Source organism: Acinetobacter sp. V89_4, assembly GCF_029967875.1.
GTDB classification, from domain to species: Bacteria; Pseudomonadota; Gammaproteobacteria; order Pseudomonadales; family Moraxellaceae; genus Acinetobacter; species Acinetobacter oleivorans.
The window spans coordinates 710,955-728,100 of the sequence record NZ_JASCAI010000028.1 but is presented as its reverse complement, the minus strand read 5'-3'; the positions used below and the strand labels follow the sequence as shown (position 1 = coordinate 728,100).

Genomic DNA, 17,146 nt, shown 5'->3' with positions numbered 1-17,146 from the left:
TGTTTAAGAAGCTTGTTTAGAGCGAATATCTACAGCTGCGGTAAATAAAACATCCGTAGAAGAGTTAAGCGCTGTTTCTGTAGAGTCTTGCAATACACTAATAATCATACCAATAGCTACGACTTGCATAGCAATTTCAGTTGAAATACCAAATAGACTACAAGCTACTGGAATCAGAAGTAAAGAACCACCAGCTACACCAGAAGCACCACATGCTGAAACTGTAGCAACAACTGATAAAATAAGCATTGTTGCAAAATCAACATGAATTCCAAGCGTATGTACAGTTGCTAGCGTAAGTACAGTAATTGTTACTGCTGCACCTGCCATATTAATTGTGGCACCTAATGGAATGGACACACTTGCTGTAGATGGATTAACACCTAAGCGTTCTGCTAAATCTAAGTTAACTGGAATGTTGGCTGCTGAACTTCGTGTGAAAAAAGCAGTAATCCCACTTTCTTTAAGACACTTAAACACAAGAGGGTACGGATTCCCGCGTATGGTAAGTGCAACAAGAATTGGATTAATAACTAAAGCAACAAAGAACATCGTACCCAATAGTACTATTAATAATTGCGCGTAACTTTCAAGGGTCGCGAGGCCAGCGTCAGCAAAAGTTACTGCAACCAAACCGAAAATACCAACAGGTGCAAAAGCAATTACTTTATGAATAATAGCGCTGACAGCGTGAGCAACATCTTGCATTACTTCTTTAGTCGTGTCTGAGCTATGGCGCATAGCCAAACCTAAGCCAATTGCCCAAGCTAAAATACCGATAAAGTTTGCTTCACTAATTGCTTGAACAGGGTTCGCAATAAAGCTTAAAAGTAGATTTTTTAAAATATCAGCTAAACTTCCTGGTGCTTGCAAATCATTGTGTGAAACAGTGTTAAGGAACAGGGTACTAGGGAAAGAAAGACTAACAATCACAGCTGTGAAAGCAGCAAGCAACATACCGACTACGTATAAAATCAAGACTGGGCGTAAATTTGCACTATGGCCCACTTGGAAGTTGGCAATAGAGGAAAGCACCAATACAAAAACTAAAATAGGGGCAACCGATTTTAAGGCTTTAATAAAAAGCTCACCAAATAAACTTAAATAAGGCGTAACGTTTGGAAATAATAATGCAACGCCAATACCTAAAATAATGGCGATAATAATCTTAGTGACTAAGCTTAATCGAGAAAAGAATGCAAGCATATAAAGGCCTTATTAACCTAATCATGGCTAAAGGTTGAACAAGCGGAGTATTTTATACTTAAGTTAAGTGAATCTTAAGCTTTTTTATGCTAACTAGAATTTTTTATGGTGATTGGTAATATTAAACCATTGTTTTAATTTTATTTATTATTGGAATTTAACTTTTTATGTTAATTGTTTTGCTTGTTAATTGTGCGTCAAGAAAAGAATTATATCAAATAACTATCAAGTACCTCGTGAGTTACGTTGAAATGAATTGATGAAATAATAAAGAAGATCAGTGAGAGTTTGGAAAAGCTACGCGAATTTTCAAAACTCTGTGCTTGGACTAAACTCTAAGCTTTCAAGCTGAAAAATCGCATATTTCAGGAAATTACTAATATTATTATAAATTTATAGTTTAAAGATATTATTTACTTGCACAGTACAGTTGGTGAAGCGTATTTAAAATTGAATGCATATTGTCGTCCTTAATAGAATAAAAAATTTGCTTACCATCACGACGAGTTGATACAACGTCACTTTTACGTAGCATCATAAGTTGTTGTGAAAGAGTGGGCTGTGTAATTTGGGTCTTCTCTTCAATTTGTGAGACATTTAGCTCTTCATAAGCTAAATGACATAAAATTAATAAACGATCTGTATTCGCCAAAGATTTGAGAATTCCAACGACTGAATCAGCCGCATTTTTCATTTCTTCAATTTGGAGTCCATCTTTCATACTTTATACCTATATCAATATAGCGGGCATAGTATAGATTGATCTTGCACAAATGAATGTAGCAAAACTAATCAATCCAATTGTTTTTGTTGAAAAGCAATATAAGGGGAACTGATAAATAAGTAGTATTTTTAATTAAAAACAGTTGTTTGTAGTTCTTTTGTGTCTAAAGTGTTGCATTGTGTTATAAGTTTAATTGTTAAGTATAAGTGAATTGAAGCTAATATGAAATAACTGCTATTCCACTCTGATAAATAGTTAAATCTAATTTATCTTTAAATGAATCATAAAAAATGATTGAGTTTTTATTTTTTAAATATATAATCTGTTTTGTACAGACAGGTCTGTATATTTTGGTTCGGTAGGGTCGAAAAAAACGTCTAATTTTGAACCAAAATGACTTTCAGACGCAGCGTGATAGATAAGAAGAACATTAATATAAGAAGAAGAACATCACGCTTTATTTTTAAGCGGCTCTTTCAAAGTCGATTAACTTTTCAACTCGATTCCAATAATCATAAATTTTTATTGAACCATGTTCGACCTGAGCTTGAATGGTCATACCTTCCAATATATTAACGAGTAGTAAAGATAAAGGACCAGGTTCTTTTACATCATATTGATTAAGAAGATTTTGCATAAGTTGAGTCAACCAAGCTTTATACAATGTAGCAGGTTGGTGTGTTGACGGATACTGTTTTAAAACTTCTTCCAAAGCTTTTTGAAACATACAGCCATTAAAATCTTCACTATTAAACCAGTCGGAATACCATAAGAATACTGCTTTAATTCTCGCGAGAGGGTCTAACTCATCATGTTGTGATAAGGCAGAAGTCAGAGAGTTTTGTAAAAGCGTATTCCGTAGAAGTAGGCATTCTTCAATTAATTTTTCTTTTGATGGAAAATGCTTATAGAAAGTCATTTTTGCAACGCCAGATTCATTAATGATGCGATCTACCCCTATAGAATTATAGCTATACGAGTTAAAAAGTCTTAATGCGGTGTTAATAATGTCATCTTTTTTCGACATATTTTTTTAGCCTCTCACAAATGAATTGCTATTCGCTTGAACTGTGATCTGTATTAATGAGAATCTGGATCTTTAATTTTACAAGGTATTGTTTGTTATTGATAGAAAAAAGATATTATTTTTTTAAACAGTATCGTTTAAATTTTAAGGAAAAAGTAAGTAAGAGGTATGCTATTTCTTTAGTAATAAGGTTTTCTATTTTTAATTTTGATTTCAAAATTTTTACGCTTATTAACTTTAATTACGCGCTATTTAAGGACTTTCAGGTAAATTTAATGAGTAATAATCGAGTTTATTTTGAGTTAGATTGTTAATTTAAAAAGTAGACTTTTCCACGGTCATGTAAAAGTCTACTTTTATTAAGACGTTTACTCTGCAGGAGGTAAAAGCATCAGAATAGATTCATTTAACAAGTGAGCAACGTTCTCTAATGTTTCATCATCATTAAATTGGCTATCGAAAGCTAGACTTTCTCCATTAGCAATTGCTTTTAATTTTTGCTCAAAGGACTCAGCTATAAATAGGGCTTCACCATTGCCCCAAAAGTTTAGGGTGCCGTTTTTTTCTGTATAGAGTAGGCGAGAGGCAGGCTCTAAAAGAACTTCGTAACCTTCATGTAAAATTTCCTTCAAGTCATCGGCTTCGATTTCATCAGCCTCTGGAATATTATCCGGATATTTAGGTTCACTCATATAAGACATGATAGCGGCATCAAGTGCTGCCGAATCTTGTAATTGAGCTAATACTAAGTCTTTTAGGTGGCTAAGTTCAGAGGTATTAATTTCACCAATTTGACTTATCTGTTTGCGTACTATGTCAACAACAGGATTTTGCAATAAAGTATTAGCTGAAAATTGATCACTAATACGTTCCATCATCCCTGCAACGTTTGGCATGCGAAAACCAAATGAGAACGTTAGGCAATCATCTTCAGCAACGCCATAATGCGCCATTCCAGGTGGAACATATAGCAAATCACCAGGTGCCAAAATTTCATCAAATTGTACATCTATTTCTGGCAAGAGTTTTAATGGTTGATTCGGTACAAAGGCAGTATTTGCATCGCACATTTGTCCTAACTGCCAGCGACGATGTCCATGACCTTGAACTAGAAACACATCATAAAAATCAAAATGCTTTCCTACTGAACCACCTTTAGGAGCGTAAGAGACCATAATGTCGTCGCGGCGCCATTGAGGAATAAATGGAAATTTTTTCCAAAGTTCAGACAGATCAAATGAATAGTGATCTACCGCCTGTACTAAAATTGACCATAGTTTTGGTAGCTTTTGAAAATCACCCTTGGTTAAAGGTGAAGACTTAACGTGCCATTCATTTGGATTTTTATCTTTTTGGCGAATGAGTCGGGCACTCGCATGTTCTTCCAAAGCAAGTTCTTGTACATCTTGGGGTTCTAAAAGACCGACAATTTCTGGCAACCCGTTACGTACCAGTAAAGGTTTTTTCTGCCAATATTCTGCTAAAAATTGTTCGGCAGTAATACCGCCTAAAACTGCTAAAGGTTCTGTCATGGAAATAACCTATTTATAAAAACATCTAAAATTAAGGAATTTGTAGACCAAGCTGCCTTAAGATATGGCAAAGTTGAATCATGGGTAACCCCATAAGTGTCGTCTGATCGAGGCCTGTCATTTTTTCGAACAAACTAATTCCTAAACTTTCACACTTAAAGCTACCAGCACAATGGAGTGGTTGGTCTAATGCAATATATCGTTCAATTTCAGCTTGAGTTAGGGTTCGGAATTTAACTTGATAATGTTCAACAAGCGTTTGCTCAAAATTTCCATCAAGCCATTGCACACTGAGTGCCGTACTAAAGAAGACAGTTCGACCTGAATTTTCTGCTAACTGTATTTTGGCATTTTCAGTGGTCATTGGTTTACCAATAAAGTCGTTAGGAGCGTGTTCTCGCCATGCGACTTGATCGGAACCAATAATAATTGCATGTGGGTTTTGTGCAGCAACCACTTGAGCTTTTGTGAAAGCTAGCCTTTTCGCAAGTTCATCGGCATGGGTTTCATTGCGAGAGCTCTCATCAATATCAGGACTCACACAGATATAGTTAATCCCTAAGCGATCCATTAAGGCTTTACGCGTTTGACTGCTTGACGCCAAAATAATTTGTGGCTGAACCATTACACTGCAAATTCCATTAAAACATCTAAAGGCACATAGCTTAAAACAGCTTGGTGACATGCATGTATTTTGATAGGAGGTGCTTGACCTGCTTGATATGCTTCTACCCAGCGGGTTACACAGATACACCAGAAATCACCGGGTTTTAGGCCAGGGAAATCTACTTCTGGTAACGGGGTAATAAGATCATTACCTATTTTTTGTGAAAAATTTAAGAAATCAGAGGTCATTTGCGCACATACGGTATGCTGACCAAGGTCTGTTACTGCTGTGTGGCAGAAGCCATTTCTAAAATAGCCAGTAATAGGGTCGAAACAACAGCTTGCTAAAGGTTCCCCTAAAACATTTAAACGATTGATTTGTGGATCTGGATGAATAGACATAATGGATGAAATATCAAATGACTATCTCTATCATAATCAAAACTCAGGCTTTCTACAGCTTTTATGCAAAAAAACTAACCTTTTTTGATGTAATCATTTAAAATTGGCGCGTTTTTAAAATCATAAAGAGAGCTTTACATGAATTTTCAGCGTATGACTGACCTTAACTTAACAGGTAAACGCGTCCTTATTCGTGAAGATTTAAACGTTCCTGTCAAAAATGGTGTGATTACTAGTGATGCTCGCTTACGTGCAGCATTACCAACTATCAAGGGTGCTTTAGAAAAAGGCGCAGCAGTGATGGTATTTTCACATCTAGGTCGTCCTGTTGAAGGTGAACCAAAGCCGGAACAATCACTTGCACCAGTCGCTGCTTATTTAACAGAAGTATTGGGTCAAGAAGTTAAATTGTTAACAGATTACCTAGATGGCGTAGAGGTTGAAGCTGGTCAAGTTGTATTGCTTGAGAATGTACGTTTTAACCATGGCGAAAAGAAAAATAATCCAGAGCTTGCACAAAAATATGCTGCATTATGCGATGTATTTGTAATGGATGCATTTGGTACTGCTCATCGTGCTGAAGCGTCTACTGAAGGTGTTGCTCGCTTTGCTCCAGTTGCAGCAGCTGGCCCTTTATTGGCAGCTGAGTTAGATGCACTAGGCCGTGCAATGCAAACTCCTGAAAAACCAATGGTTGCAATTGTTGCAGGTTCTAAAGTTTCAACTAAACTTGATGTTCTAAACTCACTTTCTAGTATTTGTGATCAACTTATCGTTGGTGGTGGTATTGCAAATACATTCTTGGCAGCTGCTGGTTTCAATGTTGGTAAGTCACTATACGAAGCTGACTTGGTTGAAACTGCAAAACAAATTGCAGCTAAAGTAAGTGTTCCACTTCCTACAGATGTGGTAGTTGCGGATGCTTCGCAAATTAACTTTGAAGATTTCTTGGGTTCTTTAGCAGCAGCGCAAGCAGTTGTGAAGAAAGTAGAAGATGTAACATCAAATGACATGATTTTAGATGTTGGTCCGGAAACAGCTAAAGCATTTGCAAATATTTTAACAACATCAAAAACGATTCTTTGGAATGGTCCTGTAGGCGTATTTGAAGTTGATCAGTTTGGTGAAGGTACGAAAGCGCTTTCGCTTGCTGTTGCTGAATCTGCTGGTTTCTCTATTGCTGGTGGCGGAGATACTTTAGCTGCGATTGATAAATATAACGTTGCTGATCAAATTGGTTATATTTCTACAGGTGGCGGTGCCTTCCTTGAGTTTGTTGAAGGAAAGACTTTGCCAGCAGTTGCGGTTCTACTTGAGCGCGCTTAATACTGTTATCTAAAAAGAAGGAGGGATTGGGTTGCCAATCCCTTTTTTCATGGATAGGTCATTAAACTGTCATATATCTGCAATAAAATAGCGAGCATTAAATCACCAACTGTGGACAATAGTGATGAATTTAAAGCTTACATTTGCTGCTGTGTTAATTGTACCGATGATGTTGACTGCTTGTGCTAAGAAAGATGAAGCATCTCAGGCTGGGCAAGAATCGGCAGCTTCTACTGCTGTTTCTGAAAAAGTAACGCCTGAGCAACAAGCAGCAATTGATGCGATTGATAAGCCAGTTTTAGATGAAAAGAATACTGATGTGGTTGAAGGTAGTGCATCAAGTGAGGCTGCTGCTTCAGAAACACATTAATTTGTTGTTTTTTGTTAAAAAATCCCTGCATATGCGGGGATTTTTTTTGAAATACTGTGATTTGTTGCTGAATTGAAATAAATGAAAGGGTAGAATAACCCGCACTACCTGGGAGGATATTATGGCACTCATTTCAATGCGCCAGCTCTTGGATCACGCTGCTGAACATAACTACGGCGTACCAGCATTTAACGTAAATAACTTAGAACAAATGCGCGCAATCATGCTTGCCGCGGATGCAACCAATTCACCTGTAATTGTTCAAGCATCAGCTGGAGCTCGCAAATATGCAGGCGCTCCATTCTTACGCCATCTTATTTTGGCTGCAATTGAAGAATGGCCACATATTCCAGTGGTAATGCACCAAGATCATGGTACAAGCCCTGATATCTGTCAGCGTTCAATTCAGCTTGGCTTTAGCTCTGTGATGATGGACGGTTCATTAGGTGTAGACGGTAAAACACCTACATCTTACGAATACAACGTTGATGTAACTCGTAATGTCGTTGCTTTAGCGCATGCATGTGGTGTTTCTGTTGAAGGTGAGATTGGCTGTTTAGGTAGCCTTGAAACTGGTATGGCTGGTGAAGAAGATGGTGTTGGCGCAGAAGGTGTGCTAGACCACTCACAACTTTTAACTTCTGTTGAAGAAGCGACTCAGTTCGTTGCTGATACAAATGTTGATGCACTAGCAATTGCAGTTGGTACTTCACACGGTGCGTATAAATTTACGCGTCCACCTACAGGCGATATTTTGGCAATTGACCGCATTAAAGAAATTCATGCGGCATTACCAAATACTCATCTTGTAATGCATGGTTCGAGTTCTGTTCCGCAAGAATGGTTAAAGGTAATCAATGAGTTTGGCGGTAATATTGGCGAAACTTATGGCGTACCTGTTGAGCAGCTTGTAGAAGCAATCAAACACGGTGTACGTAAAATCAACATTGATACTGATTTACGTTTAGCTTCAACTGGTGCGATTCGTCAATTTTTGGCAGAGAATCCATCTGAGTTTGATCCACGCAAATACTTTGCTAAAACAGTTGATACAATGAAGCAAATTTGTATCGATCGTTATGAAGCATTTGGTACAGCTGGAAATGCTGACAAGATTCGTCCAATTTCTTTAGAGAAAATGGTTGATCGTTATAAATAATTCCCGTTAGGGTTTAATTTAAAAAAACCGGTTATTTATAACCGGTTTTTTATTAAGTGAATTTTATTCATAAAAAAACCTGCGTTCATCGCAGGTTTTAATGAAGACAAAAGACTTACTTTTGTAAGTTCTTTTTGTCTAGACTTGGATCTTTAATTTCTACATAAGCATTCGCACGCACTTCACGCAACCAGCTGTCGATTTCGGTATTAAATTGGCGTTCACCTAAAATCTGACGAGCCATACGCTCTTGATATTCATGAGTCATATCTTTTTCGCGTTTTTCAGTTACTTGTAAAATGTGCCAACCGAATTGAGTTTGGAATGGTTCGCTGATTTCACCTACAGGAATTTCCTGCATTTTTTTGTCAAATTCAGGCACCATCATGCCAGGCGTTACCCAACCTAAGCTGCCGCCATCACGTGCTGAACCAGTATCATTTGAATAGGTCGCTGCAAGAGTTGCAAAATCATCGCCAGCTTTTAAGCGTTTATAGATGTTGTCAATAATTTGCTTGGCATTATCAAGGCTAACCACTTCAGACGGTTGAATAAGAATATGGCGAGTTTGATATTGAGGTACTAAAGCTTTTTGCTCATTTTGTTTACGTTCAATAAGCTTTAAAACATGTACACCATCACGTACTGAAATTAAGTCGGTTGTTTGACCTTCTTGTAATGGGGTAATACGGGCTGCAAGTTCGGCAGGAATATCTGAAAGTGGGCGGAATCCCATGTCAGCCCCATCAACTTTTGCATTTGCAGTTGAAAGCTTTTTCAATGCGTTTATATCATTACTTTGTGCAAGCTTTGAGCGTACTTCTTGAGCTACAGATTGAACTTCCTGCGGATTATCACCAGTAATACGCATATGAATTACATGCGCTTGGTTGCCTAAAGCTGCCTGTCCCTGAGGTGATTTCAAGAAGTTTTCTACGTCTTGGTCACTAATTTTAATACGGGACATGACTTGTTGTTGGCGCAAACGGCTAATCGCTAAATCTTCAGCGATTCGGCCACGTAAACTTTCATAAGTTCCTGGTGCCATAGCATCCAACTTTTGCTGGAAAGCTTCTAAACTTTTACTTCCAGATTGACTTGCTACTTTTAAGACTGCTTCATTTAAGCTTTTTTCATCAGGTTTGATGCCATATTTTTTAACTTGTTCAAGTTGTGCCTCACGCAAGATGAGTTGATCTAATACCTGAAATTGTAAATATTGCTGAGGTGGAACCTCTTTTTTTTGTGCTTGCAGTTCGTGAGCGGCTTCAGCCATCCCTTGTTGAAGGTCACTTTTTAAAATTACGCTATTGTCCACAATTGCCACAACTTCATCAGCGGGTTGGGCAAAACTATGCATTGATGAAGAGATTAGGGCAGCAAGGGTAGTTGCTTTAAAAAACTGTTTAAGATGCTTTGTCTTCATTAACGTTGTGTCCAAGATTGATTAATTTTGTTAAAACCTAAAACGCGATTTTCAAGTAAAGACGCGAGTTTATTGTTTAAACCACCTAAACCTTTTAGCGTAATTTCGGCCATAATGGCACGTTTTTCACTAACATCTGGAGATTTTGGATCATCTAGATCGTTATAGTATGAGCGACCATAGACAGAAATGCCCCAGCAACATGACTCATAGTTAACCCCTAGTAATATCTCGCGGGCAACATCATTGTCCATGTCATATTGTACGTGGCCCATAATACGCCAATTATCTTTAACTGGTTGTATAAACGATGCAACAACCTGATCGTAAGTATCTTGACGTCCTGCAATGTCTTTACGGTAGAAATAGCCTAAGTTATATAGGTTTCCTTTATCTCCAGTATAATAAACTTGGAAATCACGCTGAGCATTGTCACCATTAGACATCCATGCTGAGTTGGCAGCAATGGTGAAGTTTTGGTTTAACTGGCTTGTTAAACTTACAACTGGACCAGTGTTACTTTCAGTATCAATCTCATCTTGTTGCTTTAATGTCACACGACGATCTTCAAAATAATAACTTTGACCAACACTTGCACGTAAACGCTCTAAGCCGACTGTATCAAAAAGGCTATAGCTTACGCCAAGTGATAAAAAGTTGTTATCTTCAAGACGGTCATGTCCGTAGAAGCGGTAAGGGTTGAATAATTGATCGTAACTTACTGATGCTGAAGTTGAGTCAAAATTTGGATAGTTGTCTTGGTTTTTGTATGGAGCATATGCATAAAACGCACGAGGGGTAAGTGTTTGTAGGTACTTGCCCTCACGTTCAAAATTCAGTCCAGTATCCAATGTGAATTGAGGTACAACGACTGATTTATTTTCAGAACCGCCATCCAGACCTTGAGATGCGATACTGTCCTTATCATAGAATGTTTGAATAGAACGTACTGAAACTTCAGGGATTACAAATGCTGCTGGTGTGCGGTAGTTGTAGCGTGTTGCAAACTGGTTGTAGATACGTGTACCGCTACTTTCCTGAGCAGAATCATCATTAATTGATTTCTTGAAGTATGCAGTATCGTTATTAAACTCGTATTGTAAACCTAATGGATTACCCGTGACATAATTTAATAAGAATTGTGGCAAGCGTGCATAAGGCTTATCAACATCGGCAATATCAGGATCAAGTGTTTGGAAATCTTCGACTTTAAGCTGAGCTTTTAAACCCGGAATCCCGTGTTGATAGTTAAGCTCCCATGCTCTACGTAAGTTTAAGTCTGTTTTAGAGTTAGGGCTGCTATCTAAATCTGAGAAATAGTCTTTATCTGAAGCGTAGTTGTACTCTAGATTGGTCGACCATTGATCGTTGATATTCCAGTTATGTAAGAAATGGAAATCTTTACGATCTTTATCATCATATTCTTTGTCAGATGGCAACATGCCACCCCACATCTCACCCGCACCAAAGCCATCGGTTAAATATCTAAAGTCACCTTTTAACATTGCACCGCGGTCTGCTAAATAGCGCGGAGTAAGTGTCAGATCATAGTTAGGTGCAAGGTTTAAATAAACCGGAACAGACAGCTCAACACCACCATCGTTTGAGAAACCAAACTGTGGATTGAGAATGCCTGTAGTTCGGCGATCATCAATTGGGAAATTAAAGTAGGGAATTGCTAGAACTGGAACATCTTTGACATATAGTTTTGTTCCGTGGGTTGTACCACGTCCAGTTTCCTGATTTAACTCAATTTTATTTGCCTGAATTTTCCAACCTGGTTTTTGACCCGGTGGACAAGTCGAGTAGGTCGCATCGTTAAGAACCATGACATTTGGTGATGTTCTTTCGATTTTCCCTGCATGACCATGAGCATGTTGCTGTTCAGAAATATAAAAACTATTTTCTAAATTACCAGTCTGGTTTTTTAGGTTGTAATTAATTTCGTCACTCTGTGAAAGCAACCCACCTTGAGCGAGTTGTACTCGGCCTTGTGCGTGTGCAAAGGTTTGTGTCTTATCAATCGTAACCTTGTCAGCACGAATTGTGCGTCCTTCCTGATCAATAACGACATCGCCTTCTAAAACCGAGTCGCCGGCAGGATTATAATGTCCATAATTAGCCGTAACGACAGAAGTCGTCTTATCGGCATCTACAGCTTTGGTCTGTGGGTTAATCGGTGTAACCCAAGTACCTTGGCAAAATGCCGAGCTTAAATATTTATTGTCACGAAGCTGGGCCTCAGGTGCAGATTTATCAACATAGTACTGTTGAAAGAATTCTTGACCCGGGTAAGCTTCTTTGATGCTCGCTTTAAGTTGATTATTGTCTATAGTGGAGACAACATCAGCTGACTCAGCATAACTTGATTGTATGGAGCCACATAAGAGCGTAAAAATAGCTGTCGCTAAAGGATTAAATTTAAACTGATGCTTCATTGTCTCATTAACCAAGTATGCTAATTCACAATTAATTATTGTCGCATCATAGAGAAAAAGTTTATAAGTGGCTACACTTAACCCTTCAAAAATCTCAGCTTGTTTTAGATTTTATTGCAAATGAATACACAACGTGAACAATTGATATATACATGGCTTACATCTGTTCTTAAAAATGATCAATTTAAGATCGCTTTTTTAGCAGGTGATGCAAGCTTCCGACGTTATGCGCGTATCCAGTTACAAAATAAAACGTATATGCTTATGGATGCCCCTCCAGAAAAAGAAGACTGTGTTCCGTTTGTGACCATTGACGAATTTTTTGCAGGCCATGGTGTACGCGTACCGCAGATCGTCGCGAAAGATTTGGCTCAAGGTTTTCTGCTATTGGAAGATTTTGGTGATGTACTGTTGTCTACATTATTAAATGATGAAACAGTCGATAAATACTATGAACAAAGTTTTAAACAACTTATTCAATTACAAACTATTGATGGGACTAACCAGTTTCCAGCTTATTCCTACGAAAAATTAATGTCGGAAATGCAGTTGCTTACAGACTGGATGTTGCCATCGCTTGCTATTCAGCCGACTGCTGAGCAGAAAAAAACGATTGATGATGCATTTGATTTCTTGGCTCGTGCCGCAGTAGCCCAACCACAAGTTATTGTACATCGAGATTTTCACAGTCGTAATCTGATGAAAATTGAAAATGAACTAGAGCTTGGAGTAATCGACTTCCAAGATGCTGTTATTGGTGCTGATACATATGACTTAATTTCGATTACTCGTGATGCATATGTTCAATGGAATGCTGAGCATGTTTATCATTGGTTTAGAACCTTTTATGACTTATTGCCTGAGTCTGCCAAACAGAACCGTAGTTTTGAGCAATTTAAGCGTGATGCAGATTTAATGGCTATTCAGCGCCATATTAAAATTCTTGGCATTTTTGTTCGTTTGTTTGAGCGTGATGGTAAGTCTGGATACTTAAAAGACTTGCCGCGAGTCATGTGGTATTTACTCGAAGAAAGTCGTGGTTACGCTGAACTTGAAGAATTTATGGTATTTATAAATAACATAGTGATGCCTAAATTTACCGATAAATATGGTAGCTATGAGGTGGCAGCATAATGAAAGCAATGATTCTTGCTGCTGGCTTGGGTAATCGTATGCGTCCACTTACGCTATATACACCAAAGCCTCTGCTTGAGGTAGGCGGTAAGCCGCTAATTGTGTGGCATATTGAAAAGCTTAAGAAAATTGGTGTGACCGAAATCGTCATCAATTCTGCATGGTTGGCCGATAAACTCATCAGTAGCTTAGGAGACGGCTCTCAATTTGGTGTAGATATCCGTTGGACACGAGAGGATGAAGGGCTAGAAACAGCTGGTGGAATTATTAATGCTTTGCCACTGCTTGGAACAGATCCGTTTATTCTGGTGAATGGAGATGTATGGACCACAATGGATTTTGAAGTTCTACCCCATATTAAGTTAAATGATGATTTAGCACATCTTGTATTGGTTGATAACCCTAAACAGCATCCTGAAGGTGACTTTACATTATTGGATGGACGCGCTTTTACATTCGATCAAGATGTGACGGGTGAGAATCTCACTTTTAGTGGTGTGTCTGTTATCCATCCTAAGCTTTTTGATGGATTGGAACCCGGTAAACGTCCTTTAGCTCCACTGTTGAAGCAAGCGATGCACAATCAAAAAATATCTGGTGAAAAGCTTAAAGGTGCATGGGTCGATGTTGGAACACCTGAGCGTTTATTGGAGCTAGATTTGCAAATTCGTGAAGGCTTCTACGATTAAGTGTGTAATCCCTAATCGTTAACTAGTGTTCCACGATGCATAAATGGGTATACTTTGTTTTAAATTTTACTTAGATGTTATCTGTTTATGCATCCGTTTTTTCAAGAGTTACAACAGGGTAGTCAAAAATTAGGTTTATCGCTTAGCGATGAAGCTTTGGCATTATTGTTAAAGTATCAAGATGCTTTGGTACTTTGGAATAAAGCATATAATCTGACAGCAATTCGTGATCCGAAAGAAATGTTAGTGAAGCATTTGTTGGATAGTCTAAGTATTTTAAATGACTTACCTGAAGGTAGATTACTTGATGTGGGTACAGGTGGTGGTATGCCTGGCATGATTATTGCTCTTTGTCAGCCACAACGCCAATGTGTTCTTTTAGATTCTAATGGTAAAAAAATTCGTTTTTTGAAGCAATTTATTGCTGATCTTAAATTGAGTAACGTTGTGGCAGTACAAACACGTGTTGAGAATCAAGATACAATTGATGAGCTTGGCCAGTTTGACGTCATAACAAGTCGAGCTTTTGCTTCTTTAACGGACTTTGTAGATGCAGCTCAGCCATATCTTCATCAGAGCAGTATAATCGCAGCGATGAAAGGTGTAGTGCCAGTTGAGGAAATTGAGCAGCTCAAGCAGGACTTTTCATGTAAAGTGATTGAACTGCGCGTACCAAGACTTGATGAACAACGTCATTTACTTTTACTTCAACGTATCTAAATAAAAAGTATTAAGGTTACCATGGCTCAAATTATTGCGATTGCAAACCAAAAGGGTGGTGTTGGTAAAACAACGACTGCAGTAAATCTTGCAGCGTCTCTAGCTGTATTAAAAAAACGTGTATTACTTGTAGATATGGACTCACAAGGTAATGCTACGATGGGGTCTGGTATTCAAAAGAACGATCTTTTGTATTCAATTACAGATGTTCTTCTTGGCGAAGTTCCAATTGAAACAGCCATTCAAAAAGCAGAAGTTGGATATAAAGTTCTAGGCTCTAATCGTGAGCTTTCAGGTGTAGAGCTCGCTATCGCAGAGCAGGAAGGTCGTGAATTCATTCTAAAGAACGCTTTGAATGAAATCAGAAACTCATTTGACTATATCATTGTGGATTGTGCTCCAAGCTTGAGTTTGATTACTGTTAATGCTTTGGCGGCTGTAGATAGTGTAATTATTCCAATGCAATGCGAATATTATGCGCTAGAGGGTTTGGCTGATTTAACTCAGACTATTGATCGTATTCAAAAAGCACTCAATCCTGATTTAGAAATTATTGGTGTATTACGTACGATGTACGATGCACGAAATGCTTTAACACGTGATGTGTCTGCAGAACTAGAGCAATATTTTGGCAAGAAACTTTATGATACTGTTGTTCCACGAAATGTTCGCTTAGCAGAAGCACCAGCACACGGGTTGCCTGTTATCTATTTCGAAAAAAGTTCTAAAGGTGCAGTTGCATACTTAAATCTTGCAGCTGAGATGTTAAAGAGAAGTAAAGTGAAGAAAGGAAGTAAAGTATGAGCATCAAAAAACGCGGGTTGGCTAAAGGACGTGGTTTAGATGCATTACTTGGTTCAATTCAAAAAGAAAAACTACAACTGGAAGCACAGGCGTTAGACCACGGACAGTTAAAGCAAATTGATGTGAATTTACTGAAACGTGGTGAATATCAACCACGTCGTTTTATTCATGAGCATGATTTACAAGAGTTAGCATCTTCTATTGAAAAACATGGCGTGATGCAGCCTATTGTAATCCGTCCAGTTGATGATGAAACACATCCATATGAAATCATTGCGGGTGAGCGTCGTTGGCGTGCAGCTCAACTTGCCGGCTTAACTGAAATTCCTGCAATTGTTCGTGATTTAAATGATCAGGTTGCAATTGCATTAGCGTTAATTGAAAACATTCAGCGTCAAGATTTAAATCCAATTGATCAAGCAATAGCTCTACAACGCTTTCATGATGAATTTGGTTTAAGTCATCAGGAAATTGCCGACACAGTTGGTAAAGCACGCACCACTGTCAGTAATCTACTGCGCTTATTGAGTTTAGCTGATGATATTAAAGATTTCATGCAGCAAGGGCAGCTTGATATGGGGCATGCTCGAGCAATTTTGACATTGAAAGGTAAAGATCAATTAGAAGTTGCTAAAATTGTAATCGAGAAAGGATTGTCCGTTCGTCAAACAGAGCAATTGGTGCGTGATAGAAGTGAGCCTAAGCAGGAAAAGGAAAAAGCGCCTGTAGCACCAGATATTGAGCAATTGACACAAAAATTATCAGAGCGTTTTGGCGCTAATGTAAAAATTGATCATAACCAAAAAGGTAAGGGTAAACTTGTTATTCATTATCATACCTTGGATGAGTTAGATGGCATTTTAAATATTTGCTTGCCAGAATAATTTGCAGTTGGGTCATGTATTTCTAATTTTATATTCTTGGGGAAGAACATATGTGGGAACTTGTGAGAGCGGGTGGCTGGTTGATGCTGCCTTTAATTCTATGCTCAATTTTAACTGTTGCGATCAGTATTGAACGTTTTGTTCGGTTAAGACGTTCACAAGTTCTACCCGAAGCATTAAGCGGTAAGAGCTCTTTAAGAGCTGAAGATATAGTGGAAAGTTTAGAACAAAATGTAGAAGTGCAAAATAGTGCATTGGGACACATTTTAAAAGCAGGCTTTGAGCATCGCGAACATGGTGAGCAATTTGCTCGCGCGCAAATGGAAGTTGCAGCTTCTCAAGAAATTTCCTATTTAGAAAAAAATATTAATTTCTTGGGCACTTTAAGTGCTGTAGCGCCGTTACTCGGATTGCTTGGCACTGTGGTGGGAATTATTGAGTCATTTCTTGTGATTGATTTTGGATCGGCTGGTAGTCCAAGTTTAATGATCCCTGGTATCTCTAAAGCATTAATTACCACGGCTGTTGGAATGTTAATTGCAATTCCTGCTCTAATTGCTTATCGCTATTTCCAAAGAGTAGTACAAGATTATATTGCTGAATTAGAACAGCAATCGACCTTGTTTCATGCTTCATTGTTCTATAAGCGTTCTTCGTCTGTAGCTGAACACCGCCGTGTTGGTTAAGAGGTGGACGCCA

At 38.2% G+C, this 17,146-nt stretch carries 17 protein-coding genes; 9 read left to right on the top strand and 8 right to left on the bottom strand.

Annotated features, from left to right (window positions below; all coding sequences use genetic code 11):
* Nucleotides 1-3 precede the first annotated feature (3 nt).
* The 6 genes from sstT to QLG01_RS15030 all read right to left on the bottom strand — a co-directional run bounded on the left by sstT (nucleotide 4) and on the right by QLG01_RS15030 (nucleotide 5,497).
* Nucleotides 4-1,206: a serine/threonine transporter SstT gene (gene sstT, locus QLG01_RS15055; RefSeq protein WP_107880096.1), complete on the bottom strand. Its 1,203-nt coding sequence runs from the start codon at nucleotides 1,204-1,206 to the stop codon at nucleotides 4-6.
* A gap of 409 nt (nucleotides 1,207-1,615) precedes the next feature.
* On the bottom strand, nucleotides 1,616-1,927 hold the full coding sequence (locus tag QLG01_RS15050) for a metalloregulator ArsR/SmtB family transcription factor (protein ID WP_002121379.1): 312 nt from the start codon (nucleotides 1,925-1,927) through the stop codon (nucleotides 1,616-1,618).
* Between the two features lie 466 nt (nucleotides 1,928-2,393).
* Entirely contained in the window at nucleotides 2,394-2,957 is a 564-nt protein-coding gene (locus QLG01_RS15045) for a TetR/AcrR family transcriptional regulator (RefSeq protein WP_004792769.1), read from the bottom strand.
* 368 nt (nucleotides 2,958-3,325) lie between these two features.
* The gene (locus tag QLG01_RS15040) at nucleotides 3,326-4,489 is read right to left on the bottom strand and encodes a cupin domain-containing protein (protein WP_282496850.1); all 1,164 of its coding nucleotides are present in this window, start codon (nucleotides 4,487-4,489) and stop codon (nucleotides 3,326-3,328) included.
* A 31-nt stretch (nucleotides 4,490-4,520) separates the two neighbouring features.
* Nucleotides 4,521-5,114 (bottom strand): Maf family protein, encoded by a 594-nt coding sequence (locus QLG01_RS15035; protein ID WP_282496849.1) that lies wholly within the window; start codon nucleotides 5,112-5,114, stop codon nucleotides 4,521-4,523.
* Complete coding sequence (locus QLG01_RS15030) at nucleotides 5,114-5,497, bottom strand: DUF2237 domain-containing protein (protein WP_003651438.1); 384 nt, start codon at nucleotides 5,495-5,497, stop codon at nucleotides 5,114-5,116. The genes QLG01_RS15035 and QLG01_RS15030 overlap by 1 nt, the downstream gene beginning before the upstream one ends.
* A gap of 138 nt (nucleotides 5,498-5,635) precedes the next feature.
* On the opposite strand from QLG01_RS15030, the gene QLG01_RS15025 reads away from it, so the two are divergent.
* The 3 genes from QLG01_RS15025 to fba all read left to right on the top strand — a co-directional run bounded on the left by QLG01_RS15025 (nucleotide 5,636) and on the right by fba (nucleotide 8,352).
* Nucleotides 5,636-6,823, top strand: a complete 1,188-nt coding sequence (locus QLG01_RS15025) for a phosphoglycerate kinase (RefSeq protein ID WP_151768065.1) — start codon at nucleotides 5,636-5,638, stop codon at nucleotides 6,821-6,823.
* A gap of 124 nt (nucleotides 6,824-6,947) precedes the next feature.
* Complete coding sequence (locus QLG01_RS15020) at nucleotides 6,948-7,193, top strand: hypothetical protein (RefSeq protein ID WP_013198094.1); 246 nt, start codon at nucleotides 6,948-6,950, stop codon at nucleotides 7,191-7,193.
* A gap of 121 nt (nucleotides 7,194-7,314) precedes the next feature.
* Nucleotides 7,315-8,352, top strand: coding sequence for a class II fructose-bisphosphate aldolase (fba, locus tag QLG01_RS15015; protein WP_005304678.1), 1,038 nt, complete (start codon nucleotides 7,315-7,317; stop codon nucleotides 8,350-8,352).
* Nucleotides 8,353-8,467: 115 nt separating this feature from the next.
* Here the strand turns inward: fba and QLG01_RS15010 are convergent, their stop codons facing one another.
* On the bottom strand, nucleotides 8,468-9,778 hold the full coding sequence (locus QLG01_RS15010) for a peptidylprolyl isomerase (protein WP_049836512.1): 1,311 nt from the start codon (nucleotides 9,776-9,778) through the stop codon (nucleotides 8,468-8,470).
* Nucleotides 9,778-12,216: an LPS-assembly protein LptD gene (locus QLG01_RS15005; protein ID WP_282496848.1), complete on the bottom strand. Its 2,439-nt coding sequence runs from the start codon at nucleotides 12,214-12,216 to the stop codon at nucleotides 9,778-9,780. The genes QLG01_RS15010 and QLG01_RS15005 overlap by 1 nt, the downstream gene beginning before the upstream one ends.
* A 120-nt stretch (nucleotides 12,217-12,336) precedes the next feature.
* On the opposite strand from QLG01_RS15005, the gene QLG01_RS15000 reads away from it, so the two are divergent.
* The 6 genes from QLG01_RS15000 (at nucleotide 12,337) to QLG01_RS14975 (ending at nucleotide 17,133) form a co-directional block, all read left to right on the top strand.
* A complete protein-coding gene (locus tag QLG01_RS15000; RefSeq protein ID WP_282496847.1) occupies nucleotides 12,337-13,350 on the top strand; it encodes a phosphotransferase in 1,014 nt (337 codons plus the stop codon).
* The gene (gene murU, locus QLG01_RS14995) at nucleotides 13,350-14,039 is read left to right on the top strand and encodes an N-acetylmuramate alpha-1-phosphate uridylyltransferase MurU (protein ID WP_282496846.1); all 690 of its coding nucleotides are present in this window, start codon (nucleotides 13,350-13,352) and stop codon (nucleotides 14,037-14,039) included. Before QLG01_RS15000 ends, murU begins: the two co-directional genes overlap by 1 nt.
* Before the next feature lie 87 nt (nucleotides 14,040-14,126).
* A complete protein-coding gene (rsmG, locus tag QLG01_RS14990; RefSeq protein ID WP_003651451.1) occupies nucleotides 14,127-14,759 on the top strand; it encodes a 16S rRNA (guanine(527)-N(7))-methyltransferase RsmG in 633 nt (210 codons plus the stop codon).
* Between the two features lie 21 nt (nucleotides 14,760-14,780).
* A complete protein-coding gene (locus QLG01_RS14985) occupies nucleotides 14,781-15,563 on the top strand; it encodes a ParA family protein (protein WP_003651453.1) in 783 nt (260 codons plus the stop codon).
* A complete protein-coding gene (locus tag QLG01_RS14980; protein WP_005304694.1) occupies nucleotides 15,560-16,447 on the top strand; it encodes a ParB/RepB/Spo0J family partition protein in 888 nt (295 codons plus the stop codon). The genes QLG01_RS14985 and QLG01_RS14980 overlap by 4 nt, the downstream gene beginning before the upstream one ends.
* 50 nt (nucleotides 16,448-16,497) lie before the next feature.
* Entirely contained in the window at nucleotides 16,498-17,133 is a 636-nt protein-coding gene (locus QLG01_RS14975; RefSeq protein ID WP_013198088.1) for a MotA/TolQ/ExbB proton channel family protein, read from the top strand.
* Nucleotides 17,134-17,146 lie beyond the last annotated feature (13 nt).